Origin of the sequence: Mesorhizobium sp. B264B1B, assembly GCF_020165765.1 — a bacterium.
Taxonomy (GTDB): domain Bacteria; phylum Pseudomonadota; class Alphaproteobacteria; order Rhizobiales; family Rhizobiaceae; genus Mesorhizobium.
Genome location: NZ_JAIUIS010000001.1, coordinates 414,410 through 432,011, shown reverse-complemented (window position 1 = coordinate 432,011; position 17,602 = coordinate 414,410). Strand labels below are relative to the sequence as shown.

Here is a 17,602-nt window from a genome sequence, read left to right as displayed (position 1 = left end):
GATCATCCTTACTGATCGGCGCTGTTGCCCTTGGTCAGGATGTCGTCAGCGAGCGAGATCGCTGTGCGGCGGTCGGCTTCGCCGGCGGCGGCAAAGGCCTCCTCCTGCATGCCGCGGATCCAGGGCTGGTCGGCGGGCGCCGCACGTTCGAGTGCTGCCGTCATCATCGCCAGGCCGCGCACGATCTTGCCGCTCTGGAACAACAGATGGCCAAGCGTCGCCTGCGCGCCGGCATGGCCTTTTTCGGCGGCGAGCTGGAACCAGCGCCCGGCCTGCTTGACGCTGGCCTTCACGCCGCCCTCGCCCTTCAGGAACATCTGCCCCATCTCGAACTGGGCATTCGGGTTGCGGTAGTTGGCGGCGGCGCGCATGTAATATTCCTGGGCCGCCACTTCGTTCTCGGTCACCGGGCTGCCGGGAATGCCCTTGCGCAAATAGTCGCCCAGCGCCACCAGCGCGTCGGAAACGTAGCTTTCTTCCGGTGAGCCGGGCTCGACGTCCTGATCGACGATCTCCGAGAAGAACTTGAACGCCTCGTAATCGTCGCGCGCCACGCCGTCACCCTCGGCATACATGCGGGCAAGCTTCCAGGTAGCGCCGATCTGGCCGTTCTCGGCGGCGTATTTATAGGCCTCCGCGGCCTGTTCCTTGTGGCCGTTCTTGTAGGCGGAGAAACCGAACTGGAACACCGCCCAGGGGCTCGACTGCGGCTTCACGCCGGTCTTGTCGTCGAACACCTTGTCGTCGAAGGCCATGGCCTGGCCGACGGCGCCAAAGATCGCTAACGCGACCAGTGCCGGAAGGACAGACGACCTCAACAACTCTGGTGTTGACTTCAACAACTCAGATGTCCGCATAGCAGTGTGTTTCTTTCGCACCGCCCGGATGGGTGACTGCGCCGTCGCGGGCGGAACCTACCGTCTGTGCGTATTTCCATATCGCGCCGGACTGATAGTCGGTCGTGCGCGCCTTCCAACTCTTTGCCCTCGCAGCCAGTTCCCTATCGGACAACGCCACATCGATCGTGCCGTTCACGGCATCTATAGAGATCACATCGCCGTCCCGGATGAGGCCGATCGGACCGCCAACGGCTGCCTCCGGCCCGACATGGCCGATGCAGAAGCCGCGCGTCGCGCCCGAGAAACGGCCGTCTGTGATCAGCGCCACCTTGCCACCCATGCCCTGGCCGTAGAGTGCCGCCGTCGTCGACAGCATCTCGCGCATGCCCGGTCCGCCGCGCGGCCCTTCGTAGCGGATGACGAGAACTTCGCCTTCCCGGTAGTTGCGATGCGTCACCGCTTCGAAACATTCCTCTTCCGAATCGAAGCAGCGCGCCGGGCCGGAGAACTTCAACTCCGTCATGCCCGCGACCTTCACGATCGCGCCTTCGGGGGCAAGGTTTCCCTTCAAGCCCACGACACCGCCGGTTTGGGTAATAGGTCTGTCGGCCGGGCGGACCACATCCTGGTGTTCATTCCAGGCAATATGCTCCATATTTTCGGCCAAAGTGCGGCCAGTGACCGTCAGGCAATCGCCATGCAGGTAGCCGTGGTCGAGCAGCGTCTTCATCAACAGCGGAATGCCGCCGGCCTCGAACATGTCCTTGGCGACATATTTGCCGCCGGGCTTGAGGTCGGCGATGTATGGCGTCTTCTCGAAAATCCGGGCGACATCGAACAGGTCGAACTTGATGCCGGCCTCATGCGCTATGGCCGGCAAATGCAGCGCCGCATTGGTCGAGCCGCCGGTGGCCGAAACCACCGTCGCCGCGTTCTCCAGTGCTTTCAGCGTGACGATGTCGCGCGGCCGGATGTTCCTGGCGATCAGTTCCATGATCTTTTCGCCGGAGGCGAAGTTGAAACGATCGCGCATTTCATAAGGCGCCGGCGCGCCGCAGGAATAGGGCAGTGCCAGACCGATCGCCTCGGCCACGGTCGCCATCGTGTTGGCGGTGAACTGGGCGCCGCAGGAGCCGGCCGAGGGACAGGCGGCCTGCTCGATTTCAAGCAGTTCGGCATCGCCGATCGTGCCGACCGAGTGCTGGCCGACCGCTTCGAACACATCCTGCACGGTGATCTGGCGGCCGCGGTAGCTGCCGGGCAGGATTGAGCCGCCATAGATGAAGATCGACGGCACGTTGAGCCGCACCATGGCCATCATCATGCCGGGCAGCGACTTGTCGCAGCCGGCGAGCCCGACCAGCGCGTCGTAGCAATGGCCGCGCATGGTGAGCTCGACCGAATCGGCGATGACCTCGCGCGACACCAGCGACGACTTCATGCCCTGGTGGCCCATGGCGATGCCGTCGGTGACGGTGATGGTGCAGAATTCGCGCGGCGTGCCGTTGGCGGCCGCGACGCCCTTCTTGACCACTTGCGCCTGGCGCATCAGCGAAATGTTGCAGGGCGCCGCTTCGTTCCAGCAGGAGGCGACGCCGACCAGCGGCTGTGCGATCTCGGCCGCCGACAGGCCCATGGCATAGAGATAGGAGCGATGCGGCGCACGCGCCGGACCGACGGTCACATAGCGGCTGGGGAGCTTAGCCTTGGAGATGACTTTGGCGTCCATACTCTTCCTTGCCCCACATCTTCCTCGCAAGAGGGCGGTGCGGCCTGCTCCCATCGCCGAGCCTTTTGGCGCGTGTCCCGAGACAAGATCGAGGTGCGCCGGGTTTATGGCGGGAAATGGGCAATTTCGTCGGCCTGACTTCTAGCGCAGGGGTTGTTCAGAAAGTGTTGCCAAAACATCACAACGACACGAGGCGGAGCTGGTGCGGTTTATCTGCAACGCAGCCCTGGGGCCGACAGGCTCGGCCACAGCCCCGGAACGAAAAAGGCCGGGCATTGCCCGGCCTTTCATTTGATTTTACAGAGACTTAGAACTTGATCTTCACACCACCAGAGATCGCCGTGATCAGATCATTCCCGAAATCATAGCTGGCATCCTCGCCTGCAACATAGCCGTTCTCACCAGCCAATGTCCCCGAGTGGCCGCTGGTCAAAACGCCGACCGCTCCAGCGAGCCGCACTTCGATGTTGGGCTGCGGCGTATAGGCGACGCCGCCGCCCAGGGTCCACGTATCGGTCTGCGCACCATAGCCATGCGAGGTGCCACGATCCCAGGTCAATTGACCGGCGGCACTCCATTGATCATTGAACTTGTGGCCGATACCACCTGAAACGGTCCAGCCGTCACGATACATCAGGTCGAGCGACGTCACCTGACCCGGGCCGTTCGTGAAGCAAGCCGCCCCAGGCGCAATTGTTGGACAGATCGGAACGCTCTGCAGCACGCTCCAGTTGACCCACTTGATTGAGCCGAAGGCCAGCCAGTCAGGCGCAATACCGGACTGCAGTTTCAGTTCCAGCGAATCGGGCATCGACTCCTCTGCGCCATAGATCGGCCGAGAACCTCCAAGAATAGCTGGTAAGGTGAGTGTGCCCGAAATGTTGTCTAGCTTGACCTTCGAATTGTAGACCAAGCTGGCGCGGAGCGCGATATCAGGGATTTCGTAGGCAACGCCGGCGCGCCAGCCCCAACCGTTAGCCTCCAGATCGACACGACCAAGCAGCGGTTGTCCGAGGGGAGTAAAACCGACCAAGCTTTCCTTGAAGCCTGAAATGTCCTGATAGAACAACCCGCCGATAAAGCGGAGCTGGCCCTTGCCAGCATCAAACTTGTAGGAACAGGTGCCGGCGTAATTGTTGCTCTTGATATCAGTCTCGACGTTAGAAAGCGCTCCGTTCCACATACCTGGTGCGGTATGCGCGCCCCAAGGCTGCGAATAATCGACCATGCAGTCGACGCCCTGCACAACCTGGGCCTTCATTCCTATGCGCGGTACCCAATAGCCCTCGGCTCCGTCGGCCGAGGTACCAAGGCCGAGATTGGCTCCGCCGGGACCACGCGCATTCTCGTACTTACGGTCCGGCATCACATAGGTCGCTTCCGCGTCCGTCGCGAACGGCGCCGGATCAAACAGCAGGTCGATATCGTAGCCGCCACGTTCCAGGCCGCCGGCATGTGCCGAGCTCATTGCCGTCCCCAGCAAAGCCAGCGAAAAGCACCCTGCCCCCAGCAGTGCTTTCAAACGCAGATTGTTCATGGATGTCCTCCCCGAATAGTCAGTGCATCCAGCTAGAACCAATTCGGGTTAACGGTGCAACAACGAATTCTTGGGGCGTACATGTACATGTCCACCGGACGCATTCCGGACAAAATGCAGACCAGCGCAGCGAGGCAGAAAAACGGTTCGCCGGGCGTGTCTCACTCAGAAAAACGGGAGAAAATCGGCCAAAAAGGCCAAAAATAATCAGTTTTGAGCAGTCGAATGCCCCATTGTTACATTATGGCAACAATGGGGCGAAAACTTCCGTTTACGTCAACATTAACGCTGCGGAATGCCGGTTTCGAGGCAAAAAGCCACCCCATTTTAGAGGGCCCTAAAGTCTCCCGAATCTGCCCTCAACCCGCTTCGCGAACCCTGGCCAGCGCCACCGAAAGCTTGCCCTGCGCCTCGCGGTATTCGGCCAGCTTTTCACGCTCGGCTTCCACGATCTCGGCCGGCGCGCTGGCGACGAATCTTTCGTTCGACAGCTTCTTGTGCAGGCGTGCGATCTCCTCGGTCACCTTGGCCAGTTCTTTCTGCAAGCGCGCGGCCTCGGCGGCGAGATCGATCAGGCTGCCGAGCGGCAGGCAGACCGTTGCCTCGTTGAGCACGATCTGCGCCGAGCCCTTGGGTGCGGCGTCAACCTGCGAGATGTCGCCGACGCGCGCCAGCCGCTTGATCGCGGCGGCGTGGCGCCCCAGCCGTTCGCGGGTAAGCGTGTTGGCTCCGATCACCATCAGCGGCGCGATGGCTGCCGGCGGCACGTTCATTTCCGAACGCACGGAACGAATGCCGGAGACGAGATCAACCAGCCAGTTGATGTCGGCGGCCGCTTCAGCGTCCTCGAAATCCGGCGACGGCCACGCGGCATGGCAAAGCAGCGAAGCGCGCTCCTTGCCCTCGCCCGCGGTCTGCGCCCAAAGTTCCTCGGTCATGAACGGCATCATCGGATGCAGGAGCTTGTAGATTTCGTCGAGCACGAAGGCGACGCAGGCGCGGCTTTCGGTCTTGGCCGCCTCGTCCGTGCCCATGAACACCGGCTTCAGCAGCTCCAGATACCAGTCGCAGAACAGGTTCCAGACGAAGCGGTAGGCCGCCCCCGCCGCCTCGTTGAAGCGATATGAGGTGATGCCGTCCGTGACCTCTCGCGCGGCGCGCGTCAGCTCGGTCAGGATCCAGCGGTTGACCGCCAGCTTGGCGTCGTTCAGCCAGAAATCGTCGTTGCGCGCGACTTCGTTCATCTCGGCGAAGCGCGTCGCGTTCCAAAGCTTGGTGCCGAAATTGCGGTAGCCGGCAATGCGCGCCGGGTCGAGCTTCACGTCACGCCCCTGCGCCGCCATCACCGTCAGCGTGAAGCGCAGCGCGTCGGCGCCATATTCGTCGATGAGGTCGAGCGGGTCGACGACATTGCCTTTCGACTTCGACATCTTCTGCCCGTTCTTGTCGCGCACCAGCGCGTGCATGTAGACGGTGTGGAACGGCTCCTCGTCCATGAAGTGCAGGCCCATCATCATCATGCGCGCGACCCAGAAGAAGATCAGGTCGAAGCCGGTCACCAGCACGTCGGTCTGGTAGTAGGTTTTCAGCTCCGGCGTCTCATCCGGCCAGCCCAGCGTCGAGAACGGCCACAGCGCCGAGGAAAACCAGGTATCGAGCACGTCCTCGTCACGGGTCAGGATTTCGCCCGGCTGGAAATTCTCGAGCTTGTCCTCGACCCAGGCCTTCCAGGGTCCTTCGAGCGCCAGATAATATTCGATCGCGGCACTCAGCGCCTCTTCCTCCGTCTTCTCGACGAAGACGCGCCCGTCCGGCCCATACCATGCCGGAATCTGGTGGCCCCACCAAAGCTGGCGCGAGATGCACCAGGGTTCAATGTTCTCCATCCACTGGAAGTACGTCTTTTCCCAATTCGCGGGTATGATCTTGGTACGCCCCTCGCGCACCGAGGCGATCGCCGGCTTGGCCAGTTCGGCGGCGTTTGCATACCACTGCTCGGTCAGGAACGGCTCGATCGGCACGCCGCCGCGATCACCATGCGGCACGGCGTGGCGATGCGGCTCCACCTTGTCGAGGAAGCCGCCTTCTTCCATCAATTCGACGATCCTCTTGCGCGCGACAAAGCGGTCAAGGCCGTTGAGCTCATCCCAGACGGCTTGGCGCTCCGGCGTCACCTCGAGCCCGGCGAGGAAATCCTCGTTGTCCCTGAGGTTTACCGCCGCCTCGACGGTGAGGATATTGATCGCCGGCAGCTTGTGGCGCTTGCCGACCTCGAAGTCGTTGAAGTCATGCGCCGGCGTTATCTTGACCGCGCCAGAGCCCTTCTCGGGGTCGGAATACTCATCCGCCACCACGGGAATCTTGCGGCCGACGATCGGCAGGACGACATTCTTGCCGACCAGGTGCCGGAAGCGCTCGTCGTCCGGATGCACGGCGACGGCCGTATCGCCCAGCATCGTCTCGGGGCGCGTCGTCGCCACGATGATGAAGGTCTTCGGGTTTTCCGGATCGAAAGCCACGCCTTCGACGGGATAGCGGAAGTGCCAGAGATTGCCGTTGACCTCCTGCTGCTCGACCTCGAGATCGGAGATCGCGGTGAGCAGCTTGGGATCCCAGTTCACAAGGCGCTTGTCCTTGTAGATCAGGCCTTCCTTGTAGAGCGTGACGAACACTTCGAGCACGGCCTTGGACAGGCCTTCGTCCATGGTGAAGCGTTCGCGCGACCAGTCGGCCGAGGCGCCGAGCCGCTTCAGCTGGTTGAGGATCGCGCCCCCGGATTCGGCTTTCCACTCCCACACTTTCTCGATGAACTGTTCACGGGTGAGGTCGCGGCGATGGATCTGCTTTTCCATCAACTGCCGCTCGACCACCATCTGCGTGGCGATGCCGGCATGGTCCATGCCCGGCTGCCACAGCACGTTCTTGCCGCGCATGCGCTCGAAGCGAACAAGAATATCCTGCAACGTGTTGTTGAGCGCGTGGCCCATATGCAGCGAGCCGGTGACGTTGGGCGGCGGGATGACGATGGTGAAGGCCTCGGCCCCCTCCTCGGCGCCGGCGCCGGCGCGAAACGCGTCGGCCTCTTCCCACACCTTGGCAATCTTCGGTTCGACGGTTTTGGCGTCGTAGGTCTTTTCAAGCATGGGAAAATGGTCCGCGCTGTCGGATTTTTGCTGGTCCGGTGTAAATCGGAAGGCTTTGACCGAGTCAACCGTAGGGGCCGCCTCGGCAACCGGCACAACAGAAAGAGGATCACCGTTCAGATAGTGTCTGTCCCGTATGCGACAATCCCTGGTGGCGTCGGCACTGTCACCGGCTCCAGCCGGAGAGGCATTGCACGCCTACGCCGCCCAATCCCAAATGCCAGCTCGGGTCGTACGAAACGAGGAATAGTGCGACGTCTCAGGACGCGCTGGAGTCCTCTGGTTTTTCTTTCAAAGCTTCGGCGAACTTGCGCATGAGCCGCACGAGTTCGTCGATGTCGTGTGCGTCCCAGCTTTCGAAAACGGCGCGAGCGTTTCTCTCTCGTGCTGCGTCGATCTTGTCCGTCATCGCCTTGCCCTTTGGCGTGACGACAGCCTCATTCACGCGGCGGTCTGTCTCGCTCTGCCGGCGCACGGCCAGGCCAAGGCTTTCGAGCTTCGCCACCTGACGGCTGACAGTGGTGTAATCGCGGCCAGCCCGGTCGGCGAGGTCCACTATCCCTATCGGCCCAAGCCGCTCTATCCCGACCAGCAGAGGAAACAGTGCGCGGTCGAGCGCAATTCCGGCCTCCTTTACCATCTGCTCATCGCGCTGAGGCCGGTTCATAAGGCTGGCAATCTCGATCAGCGCTCCGTGGAGTTCACGAATCTGATGACTCCCAATATGTGTATTTTTCACGCTTTTCATTGACAGCACTCCGACTCTCCATTATGTGCATTTTACACACAAGGAGATCGACATGACAAACGGTTTTGCGGCAGATGTGCTCATCTGCGGCGCGGGAGCGGCTGGCCTGACGCTGGGGATCGAGCTTGCACGGCGCGGTATATCCTTCCAGCTCATTGAGAAGATGAGCGAACCCTTCCGTGGCTCGCGCGGCAAGGGCATCCAGCCGAGGACACAGGAGATTTTCGAAGATCTTGGCATTCTCGACAGGGTCGTTGCCGCAGGCGGCGTCTATCCGCCGATGCGCGTGTATGGCGATGACGGCAGCTATATCGAAAAGGACACCGGCGAGCGCCCCGATCCGACGCCGGCAGAGCCTTACGCCATCGCGCTAATGATTCCGCAATTCCTCACCGAGCGGATCATGCGAGAGCGGCTGGCAGAACTAGGCCATAGGGTCGAGTACGGATGTGAGTTGGTTGGGTTCGAGCAAGGTGAGAACGGTGTCATGGCACGTCTTGCGGGGCCGAATGGCGAGCAAACCGTTCGCGCACGCTATCTTGTCGGGGCGGACGGCGGGCACAGCTTCGTGCGCGGCGCGCTCGGCTTGAATTTCCCCGGCAAGACGCTGGGCGTGCGTGCGGTCGTGGCGGATGTGCTGTTGACCGGGCTGGACCGCGATGCGTGGCACCAGTTCAACGACGGTGACATGGAGCGAATGGTCGCGATTTGCCCGCTCGCCGGAACCGATCTCTTCCAGATTCAGGCACCCATTCTGCTGGACGGCGAAGTGGACCTCTCAGCAGAACAGCTGGGGCGCTTGATTAATGAGCGGACCGGCCGCGGCGACGTGCGGGTGGATTCGGTCGCCTGGGCGTCGGCCTACCTGATGAACGCCCGGCTTGCCGATCGCTACCGGGTCGATCGGGTATTCCTCGTTGGCGATGCAGCTCATATCCATCCGCCAACCGGCGGCCAGGGCCTGAACACCAGCGTGCAGGATGCCTATAATCTGGGCTGGAAACTTGCCGCCGTCCTCGACGGCGCGGATGATTGCCTGCTCGACACCTATGAGCAGGAACGACGTCCGGTCGCAGAATCGGTTCTCGGCCTTTCGACCCGGCTGCTCGACACCCAGAAACAGGGTGGAATGCACCGCGGCCGCGAGGTGCGCCAGCTCGATATCGCCTATCCGGAATCGCCGCTCTCCAGGGAAATGGCCGAACGCAGCAGCGGCCCGCACGCGGGGGACCGCGCGCCGGATGCCCAAATCAGGGGCGCGGCGGGGCAACCATGGCGACTGTTCCAATTGCTGCAAGGGCCGCATTGGACACTGCTTGTTCATCAAGCCGGGAGAGAGACGGTTGGGCCACTCAAGGGGCTGCATGTCCACCACATCGGCCCGCAAGGCGATGTCATCGATGCCTGGGGACACCTTCGCGATGCTTATGCACTGGCACCGGGCGAGTGTGTGCTGATCCGGCCGGACGGATATATCGGTGTGATGGCGATTCTTGATGCAGACCGAACCGCGAAGCTCGAAACCTATTTGGCCCGCATGGGCCTAGTCCAACCCGGAGAAGACCCGAAAGACTGCCGAGATATGTTCGAACAATGAGGTTGGCGGGCTCTATGCTTGGGTCGGGCCTATATGAAGCGTGGAGCGGCGTGGTCGTGGCAATCGCCATCATCGGAGCTATTATTGCGGCCACCGCCTCCTTCGACGTGCCGATCCTGAGATTACCGTGCTGCGCCAGGGTGAAGGCGCAGCGGTGTCCAACTAGCCACCTAAGGCGACCCGGGAAAATCATTACGCGCCGCGCGCCACGCGCTCGATCTCCTCGCGCACCAGGCGCTCGACCAGCGTTGGCAGGTTGTTGTCCAGCCAGTCCTGCAGCATCGGCCGCAGCATCTCCTCGGCCATCTCGTCGAATGTCTTCTTGCTGCGGCTGGCAAAGGCGTCGGAGAGTTCGCCAAAGGCCGCGGCGACCTGCCGGCCCGTATGCTCGGAAAGGATTGCCGGACGGGCCGCAGGCGTTTCATCCGCCGCCTTGCGCGCCTCGTCGGTGCTCGCCGGGGCGGCGATCGAAGGGGTCCGCTCGAACGCCGGCTCCGGCATCGGCTCGTCCACCGGCGCTTCGGGCTGAACAACCGGCTTGCGAATGCCTGGTATCGCCTTCGCCTGCTCGCCGACCGCTGCGATCTCGCGGCGCCAATCGGCGACGATGGCATCGCTTGCCGCACCGGCCTCGGGCGTCGCGGGCCTGTCGGTCCTTTCGGCGGGCAGCGGCTCGGCGGCGATCCGGGCGCTCACCTCGGCAAGCGTCATCGACGCCCTTGGTGCCACGGGATCGGTTCGCTCCGGCGCTTCCATGCGCGCGACCGTTGGTTCGGCCGCCGATGTCTGTGCCTGCACCTCCGCCAGCGTGACCGGCTTCCTGACCTCGGGAGCGGCATGCAATTCGGCGCGGAGCGCATCGACGTCGGGAGCAGCGCCCGCCGCCGGCTTCAGATCCTGCCGCAAGTCATCGGCATCGTCCGGCTGCTTGCGGCCGCTGTCGCTGTCCTCGATGATCCTCCTGATGGAAGCCAGTATCTCTTCCATGGAAGGTTCGCGCTGTGCGCTGCTTGCCGTTGCCATCGTCACATCCGCCGCCCTTGTGACCTGTTACAGACTTCCGCTCCGGTAAAAGCCGGATTCGAATCATGGCGACAGCGTAACCGACGGAGCGCCGTACGAGAATCCCCATTCTGGGGACATGTGGGATTTCAACAGATTAGCGCAATTCGTCGAAAAGCATGTGACGAGTTGCCGGCGCAGTTGCGCAAACAATGAAGCGGCCCCGCGTTTCGATCGAACGCCGGGCCGCTTCGAGAGAACTACTCGAATCTGTGGAGTTTAGCGGCCATCCGGCGTGCGCAGGCCGATCCACTTGTCCTTGACGGCATTGTAGTGCTCTTCAGGCCTGTACTTCGTCGCCTGCAGCGCAAGGCGCTCGGCCGAGAGGCGGCCGATCGCCGACAGGATGGCATAACTCGCCACCACAACGTCGTGCTCGGAATTTGCCTGGTTGATCTTGGCGGTGATGACGGTGGCCTGCGCGTTGAGCACATCCAGCGTGGTGCGCTGGCCGACATTGCGTTCCTCGATGACACCGTTCAGCGCCAGTTGAGCGGCGTCGATCACCTGCCTGTTGGCAGCGACGCTCTGCTGCGCGGCGGTGTATTGCGACCACGCCGAGGCGACGGCCTGGCGCACCTGGTCGCGGCTGACGTCGACCTGGATGCGGGCCTCGCCAAGCGATTCCTTGTTCTGTCGCACGACCGCCGAGGTGCGGCCGCCCGAATAGATCGGGATCGTCAGTGTCGCACCGATGTTGGCCGAGGTCGAACCGCCGTTGCTCCCCTGGAGGTCGGGATTGCGATGCAGATAATCCTCCGAAATGCCGGCCGATGCGGAAAGCTGCGGCAGCAATGCGCCCTCGGACGACTTCACCGAAAACGCGGCCGCATCGACCAGATGCTGGGTGGCGAGGATCGCCGGATGCTCGGCCGAGGCGATGGCTATCGCCGAATCGAGGCTCGGCGGCAGCAGCCTGGCCAATGGCGAGGCAGGCCTGAGCTTGCCCGGCTCGTCACCGACGATCTGGTGATAGCTCGCCGCACTTGCCAGCGCCTGCGCGCGGGCGGCGCTGAGCGACGCCACGGCGGAAGCGCGCGACGCATCGGCCTGCGCAACGTCGGTGCGCGTGCCTTCGCCGACCTCGAACCGTGAGCGCGCGGCGCGCGCCTGCTCGGTCAGGAACTGCAGATTCTGCTCCGTCAGCACCGCGATCTGCCGGTCGCGAATCACGTCCATATAGGCCGTGGCCGCGCTCAACAGCGTGTTCTCCTCGGTGTTGCGCAGGCTTTCGACGGATGCCTTGACCCGCGATTCGGCTGCCGCCACATTGTTTCTCGTCTGGAAGCCGTCGAACAGGTTCTGGTTTATGACGATGCCCACACTGGCCGACCCCGTCTTGACGTTGGCGCCGCTGGCACGGGTATTCACATAATTCGTGTCGGCCGTCCCGGTGATGGTCGGGCGCCAGCCGGACTTGGCGATGGCCACGCTCTCGTCGGTGACGCGTACGCCGGCTCGGGAGGCATTCAGCGAGGAATTGTATTGATAGGCCTTTGCAAGCGCGCCGGAGATGGTTTCGGCCGAGGCGGCCAGCGGGGAAAGCGCGGTCGCCGAAACGAGGACGGCGGTGAAAAGTGACTTGCGTAGAGACGGCACCATTAAACCCTCATTCGTTTTCCATGGGAACCACGCCGCACCGGCTTCTCCTTAGAGAACCGGAGCGGCGTGTCAGAATGTTCCCTGTCGCTCGGCCCAAAGTGCCCCCATTGGGATCAGCAACGATTGTTCAAATGCAAGCGACCATGACAAAGCCTCTGCTGCAAGGCCAAATCATTCAGAATTCGAAAGCATGCTCACGTTCGAACCCGGGTAGTGGCTTAATTGCCGCATTAAATGCCCGTCTACCGGTTACAACCCCCCCTGCTTTGAAAAAAAGCCGCGCCACGCCGGAATTGCCCTGCCCTTCGACCGCGACGAGGCGGCCGCCTTCGGCGAGCTGGTCGAGCAGCGCCGCCGGCACTTTGCCGACGCTGCCGCCGACGAAGACGACATCGTAGGGCGCCTTGGCGGCATATCCCTGCGGCAGCGGGCCCTGGACCACGGTCACATTGCCGCAGCCCAGCGATGAGAGCACCGACTTTGCGGTTTCGGCCAGCGCCGAATCACTTTCAAGCGCCACCACGGAGCCCGCCAGTCGCGACAGGATGGCCGAGGCATAGCCGGTGCCGCAGCCGACATCGAGGACCGAATCAGCCTGACTGATCTCGGCCAGTTGCATCAGCTTGGCCAACGGCGAAGGCTCCATCAGATATCGCGCGCCGCCGGGGCCGTCCGCGATGCGGATGTCTTCGTCGATGTAGGCGAGATTGCGCTGGCGTTCGTCGACGAAAAGCTCGCGGGGCACGGAAAGCATGGCGTCGAGCAGCGGCGTGCTGGTCACGTCGGTGGTGCGGATCTGGCCATCGACCATCTTGACGCGAAGCTCGGAGAAATCAGCGCTCATGTCCCAACCAATCCGCTTGCCGCGCCACATCGCGGTTCATTTAGACGGGAACGGCGAGCTCCCTGCGCTGACGCGCGGGAGCCCGGAGATTGGAGGCCTCGCCCGGAATCGAACCGGGGTGCAAGGATTTGCAGTCCTCTGCGTAACCACTCCGCCACGAGGCCTCGTTACTCCCGGCGTTCCACTCGGTTCCAATAGGTTGCGGCGAAAAAGCCGTCAAGCGGCGACAATGCATTCGCGACGGTTTCGCCTGCGCCAGTCCTCGCACCCCGCCCTAAATGCGAGACGGGGCGGTTCGAGCTGCGTTAGCAAGCCGTTAAGCATGGCGGAGGATCGGGAGAAACTCCGCGCACCGGGCTGCGTTGAGGCCGAGGAGGACTGCGCCATGCAGCTGGCCAAACCGGACGAGTCGACCAACAACGCGGACAGCTCGCCGCTGCTGGGGTGCGAGGAGCTGGTGCGCTACGCCATGGATTGCCTCAAGATAGAAGGCACCGGCCGGCTTTCACCGCGCGACCGCGCGCGCCTTGCCTCGGCTTCCGCCGTCCTGAAGGAAATCAGCGAGGATCTGAGAGCAGGCCAGCAGGACGCCCCGGAGGAGGCGAGCACTGGAACGCAGGATAGCGCTGCGATTTGATTCGGGCCCCAAAGGCCGCCGCGACGAAGCCGGGCAAGGTCCCCGGCGTGGCCGATCAATCCGGCCGGCGCCGCCGTTCCCACCAGACGACGAACCGGCGCCGATGGCGGCGCACCATGGCGAATTCGTAGGAGAGCACCAAAAGTCCGAGCGGCACCATCCAGAAACCGAGAATCGGCAAGAACCCCAGAATGCCGCCAATCGTCAAAAGCACGCCGATTGCAATCCTGAGGCCGCGCGAACGCGGCATGGTGAACTTGCGCCCGAAGACCGATATCTTTCGCGCCGGTGCCTGGTTTTCTTCTGCTGCCGTCATCTCGAATGGCTGGTCCGTCTGGTGGTTTGAGGATGTCACTTGACGAAAGCCGCGACCGCGCATTCGGTTCCGCGCCCTCGCAAGACGGCTAATATGAGGACGAACGCCGCCGATTGCGAGAAACGCCTGAGCGAAAAAGTCTCGGAAAAATGCGAAATGGTTCTTTGCAAAGCCGAAAAGGGTTTGCTATAGGCTGCGCCACTCGCATGAGAGCCTCTGTTCCCCGGTAGCTCAGTGGTAGAGCAACCGGCTGTTAACCGGTTGGTCGCTGGTTCGAATCCGGCCCGGGGAGCCACTTAATCCAGAAATGTCTTTAAACCCAAGCACTGCAAGGGTTTCCGCCTCCCAGAGGTACACTGCGGGGTACACTGGGCTATGACGATCGGCGTGAACCACATTCAGAAGCGCGGCAAGGCCGGATGGGGCTACAGGCGCAAAATCCCTGGAGAACTTTGGACCATTTTGGGCACGCGAGAACACCTCGTGCCCGCTTGGTGCCACTTACCAGGAGGCGCTAAAGAAATACCCTGCGGTTCATGCAGAGGCCGAGAAGTTTTTTGTCCGACGCGGTCAAGCGCGCCAACTGCCCCGACAGCGTGGGATCAGTTCCGCGACGAAATAGCCGCTGCTGGCAAATGGGATTTGGCGAGGTCATCGAAGCGGCGCGATCCTATGGCGAATTCGGCGTGGCCTGAAGATCACGTCGCCTTCCACGCAGCGGCTCGATATGCCGATCCGTTCCGCTCAATGTCGTCGAGCAAGCCGTCTCTCGAAGAAACCAAAGCCGATAGTGATCAATGCCGCCAGCAGGAAATATCCTAGCGCGGCGGCGAACAGAGGCTCGTAGACCCGAAATGTCTGCGCGCGAACGAGGTTCGCCGCACCCATGAGTTCGAACACCGTGATCGTCGACGCCAGTGCGGTCCCCTTCAAAAGCAGGATATTCTGGCCGCCGATCGCCGGCAAAGCCAACCTGAAAGCCTGCGGGAGAAGGACGGAAATCATGATCCGTGTTTTCGACAGGCCAAGCGATTGGCCGGCCTCACGCTGCCCTTCTGGAATGGCCTGTATCGCCCCTCTCCAAATCTCGCCACAGTAGGCCGCGGTGTTCAGGGAAAGGGTAAAAAACGCATAGAAGTCCGCGCCTCGCAAAATGGGCCAGAGCGGGCTGTAGCGGATCGAGGGGATCCCCGAGAGAATTTGGCCGATACCGAAGTAGCAGAGGTAAAGCTGGACCAGGAGCGGGGTCCCCCGGAACGCGAGGATAAACGCAACCGCTGGATATCGCAGCCATTTGCTGTTGGATAGCCGGGCCAGTGCAACCGGGATGGCAAGCAAATTGCCGACCACCGCACAGCCGAGGAACAGGATTATGGTGACCTGGACGCCGGCCAGAAGCTGATTGGCAAGGTAGGCTCCAAACTCAGTCACGCTAGCCCCGCCTCCCGCCACGGACGGTGGCTGTTTCGAGGGCATGGAAAAGCATCGCCGATATGCCGGACATGGCGAGGAACACGAACGCGATCGCGCAATAGAACATGAAGTAATCGCGCGTCGCGCCGGCAGCCATCTTGCCGGCGAGAACGAGCTCGGTAAAACCGATCAGGCTGACCAGTGAGCTTTCCTTCAAGACGACCAGCCACAAATTGCCAAGCCCCGGCAAGGCCAGGGGGACCATTTGCGGCACGGTGACCAGGAAGAAGGTCTGGCGCCGTGTCAGACCGAGTGCATGGGCTGCCTCGACCTGACCTCGCGGGATGGCCACGATCGCGCCGCGCAGGACCTCCGTGCTGTAGCCGCCTTGAACGATCCCAAGCGACAGGGTCGCGGCGACAAACCCATTGACCTGGAATTCGGAAGTCAATCCCGCCAGGCTCACGGCCCAGCGCAACGCGTCCGTCGCGGTATAGTAGACGAGGAATATGATGAGAATGTCCGGTACGGACCGGATGATTGTCGTATAGGCAACGGCTGCGGAGACCGCCACGCGGTTCTTCGAGATCTTGGCCACCGCACCCATGAGGCCGAGGGTCAGGCCCACGAGATAGGCGCTGATCGAAATTCCAAGGCTCAGGCAAGCGCCAAGAAGCAATTCGTCGCCCCAGCCCTTGTCCCCGAAGCTGAGCAGGGTTGCCCAAGACACGGTCGAGTTCATACAGCGCGTTCCAGTTCAATGAAGATGGCGACGGCCGCCCCGGGCCGGCCGTCCCCCGGGCCTGAACCAGATGATCAATCGCCGTAAATGTTGAAATCGAAATAGCGCTTGGTGATCGTCTCGTACTCGCCGCTGGCGCGCACCGCCTTGAGTGCTGCATTGAGGCGGTCCCTCAGAGCGGTGTCTTCCTTGCGCAGGCCGCCGCCGTCGCCGTATCCAAACATTTTCTCATGCGGCAGCGTCACCTTGATTTCATAAGCTTGGCCCTCCGGCTTCTTCAAGAAATCCTGGATCTGGATGCCTGCCGCAGCCATGAGATCCACGCGTCCGGCCTGGATGTCCGCGATTTCGTCATCGAGTGTTGGATAGATCTTCACTTCGGCAATGCCGTTGAACTTATCCTGCATGTAGGTCGCCTGCAGGCTGGCACTCTGTGCCGCGACCGCAATCCCCTTGAATGTCTCCGGCTTGGTCACGTCGAACTGCCGCGTATCCGCCTTGGCGCCGACAAGCACGTTGGGCGAATAGTAGTACTTGTCGGTGAAATCGATCACCTCCTTGCGCTTGTCCGTGATCGACATCGAGCTCCAGATGACGTCGAACTTCTTGGCCAACAGCGCGGGAATGATGCCGTCCCAGGCGATATCGACGATCTCACATTTCGCCTTCATCTCTTTGCAAACGGCATTCATCAGGTCGATTTCCCAGCCCTGCCAGGTGCCGCTGGCATCCTTGACGGAGAAAGGCGGGTATGGCTCCGCGGCGACACCGAAACGGATGACATCGTCGGCCGCCGACGATGAATTGGCGGCGCCAAATACCGCCACGATCAGTGACAAGGCGAGTGCAAGCTTTTTCATGATTGTTCCCCTTTTTGTTTATGTGGATTTGTATCTTCCGCAATGATGATGCTGGTAGCCGGGCATCTGCCGATCTTTCGACGTCGGCCCGTGGCCAGCCGGCAGCATCGAGCATCGTGGACTGGTTCGGATGTCGGCGATGCGAACTTGGCCATTCGGCTCAGTCGACCTTCTTTCAGGGCGGTGTTTGAAAACGCTAACAGTTCAAATGATCTCGATCTAATGCCCCCTGCCGTGCGGTTCATCACCAATAGTTATGACAGCGATAGCCCCTTCGAGTGACGCAGTCCGGCGACCGGCAAACGATCGCCGCTCGTTGATTCGCGCGTGCGAGGACAGGGCTGAATTGAACGGTTCACGACGCCGCCATTGATCGCGACTATGAGTTTTCAGCGATAGTCCCGCGTCCACGGGAATAAGCTCGCGACTGTTCACCAAATTTCTGATGTGGCATCGTCGGCCGGTTCCGGGATGGCCGGCCGCAATGCAGTCGGCCCGCGGCCCGTTCGCTCTAAGGTCGTCACATGAATAGC

At 62.0% G+C, this 17,602-nt stretch carries 14 protein-coding genes and 2 tRNA genes; 3 read left to right on the top strand and 13 right to left on the bottom strand.

The window, feature by feature from the left end; translation table 11 throughout:
- Nucleotides 1-8: 8 nt before the first annotated feature.
- From LB547_RS01995 to LB547_RS01975, 5 genes are all read right to left on the bottom strand, one after another.
- The gene (locus LB547_RS01995; RefSeq protein ID WP_140495755.1) at nucleotides 9-857 is read right to left on the bottom strand and encodes a tetratricopeptide repeat protein; all 849 of its coding nucleotides are present in this window, start codon (nucleotides 855-857) and stop codon (nucleotides 9-11) included.
- Nucleotides 844-2,568 carry a dihydroxy-acid dehydratase gene (gene ilvD / locus LB547_RS01990; protein WP_140495754.1) on the bottom strand — a complete coding sequence of 575 codons (1,725 nt, stop codon included), beginning with the start codon at nucleotides 2,566-2,568 and terminating at the stop codon, nucleotides 844-846. Before ilvD ends, LB547_RS01995 begins: the two co-directional genes overlap by 14 nt.
- A 307-nt stretch (nucleotides 2,569-2,875) precedes the next feature.
- Nucleotides 2,876-4,105 carry an OmpP1/FadL family transporter gene (locus LB547_RS01985; RefSeq protein ID WP_140495753.1) on the bottom strand — a complete coding sequence of 410 codons (1,230 nt, stop codon included), beginning with the start codon at nucleotides 4,103-4,105 and terminating at the stop codon, nucleotides 2,876-2,878.
- A 359-nt stretch (nucleotides 4,106-4,464) separates the two neighbouring features.
- A complete protein-coding gene (locus LB547_RS01980; RefSeq protein ID WP_140762787.1) occupies nucleotides 4,465-7,248 on the bottom strand; it encodes a valine--tRNA ligase in 2,784 nt (927 codons plus the stop codon).
- A gap of 259 nt (nucleotides 7,249-7,507) precedes the next feature.
- Entirely contained in the window at nucleotides 7,508-8,005 is a 498-nt protein-coding gene (locus LB547_RS01975) for a MarR family winged helix-turn-helix transcriptional regulator (RefSeq protein ID WP_140517148.1), read from the bottom strand.
- 43 nt (nucleotides 8,006-8,048) lie between these two features.
- Between LB547_RS01975 and LB547_RS01970 the strand changes: the two genes are divergently transcribed.
- Nucleotides 8,049-9,593: an FAD-dependent oxidoreductase gene (locus LB547_RS01970; protein ID WP_140517150.1), complete on the top strand. Its 1,545-nt coding sequence runs from the start codon at nucleotides 8,049-8,051 to the stop codon at nucleotides 9,591-9,593.
- Nucleotides 9,594-9,785: 192 nt separating this feature from the next.
- Here the strand turns inward: LB547_RS01970 and LB547_RS01965 are convergent, their stop codons facing one another.
- The 4 genes from LB547_RS01965 to LB547_RS01950 form a co-directional block, all read right to left on the bottom strand.
- On the bottom strand, nucleotides 9,786-10,616 hold the full coding sequence (locus LB547_RS01965) for a PopZ family protein (protein WP_140521041.1): 831 nt from the start codon (nucleotides 10,614-10,616) through the stop codon (nucleotides 9,786-9,788).
- A gap of 258 nt (nucleotides 10,617-10,874) precedes the next feature.
- Nucleotides 10,875-12,254 carry a TolC family outer membrane protein gene (locus LB547_RS01960; protein WP_140521260.1) on the bottom strand — a complete coding sequence of 460 codons (1,380 nt, stop codon included), beginning with the start codon at nucleotides 12,252-12,254 and terminating at the stop codon, nucleotides 10,875-10,877.
- Nucleotides 12,255-12,432: 178 nt separating this feature from the next.
- Nucleotides 12,433-13,101, bottom strand: coding sequence for a protein-L-isoaspartate O-methyltransferase family protein (locus LB547_RS01955; protein ID WP_140495747.1), 669 nt, complete (start codon nucleotides 13,099-13,101; stop codon nucleotides 12,433-12,435).
- Between the two features lie 90 nt (nucleotides 13,102-13,191).
- Nucleotides 13,192-13,265 (bottom strand) — tRNA-Cys (locus tag LB547_RS01950).
- 221 nt (nucleotides 13,266-13,486) lie between these two features.
- Between LB547_RS01950 and LB547_RS01945 the strand changes: the two genes are divergently transcribed.
- A complete protein-coding gene (locus LB547_RS01945) occupies nucleotides 13,487-13,738 on the top strand; it encodes a hypothetical protein (protein ID WP_140495746.1) in 252 nt (83 codons plus the stop codon).
- A 55-nt stretch (nucleotides 13,739-13,793) separates the two neighbouring features.
- Here LB547_RS01945 and LB547_RS01940 read toward each other — a convergent pair whose 3' ends face one another.
- Entirely contained in the window at nucleotides 13,794-14,054 is a 261-nt protein-coding gene (locus LB547_RS01940) for a hypothetical protein (protein ID WP_140495745.1), read from the bottom strand.
- A 220-nt stretch (nucleotides 14,055-14,274) separates the two neighbouring features.
- On the opposite strand from LB547_RS01940, the gene LB547_RS01935 reads away from it, so the two are divergent.
- A tRNA-Asn gene (locus tag LB547_RS01935) sits at nucleotides 14,275-14,349 on the top strand.
- 449 nt (nucleotides 14,350-14,798) lie between these two features.
- On the opposite strand, the gene LB547_RS01930 is transcribed toward LB547_RS01935, so the two are convergent.
- The 3 genes from LB547_RS01930 to LB547_RS01920 form a co-directional block, all read right to left on the bottom strand.
- A complete protein-coding gene (locus tag LB547_RS01930; RefSeq protein WP_140495744.1) occupies nucleotides 14,799-15,485 on the bottom strand; it encodes an ABC transporter permease in 687 nt (228 codons plus the stop codon).
- Nucleotide 15,486: 1 nt separating this feature from the next.
- Nucleotides 15,487-16,209, bottom strand: coding sequence for an ABC transporter permease (locus tag LB547_RS01925; protein ID WP_140495743.1), 723 nt, complete (start codon nucleotides 16,207-16,209; stop codon nucleotides 15,487-15,489).
- A gap of 74 nt (nucleotides 16,210-16,283) precedes the next feature.
- Nucleotides 16,284-17,069, bottom strand: a complete 786-nt coding sequence (locus tag LB547_RS01920; protein ID WP_140495742.1) for a transporter substrate-binding domain-containing protein — start codon at nucleotides 17,067-17,069, stop codon at nucleotides 16,284-16,286.
- Between the last annotated feature and the right edge of the window lie 533 nt (nucleotides 17,070-17,602).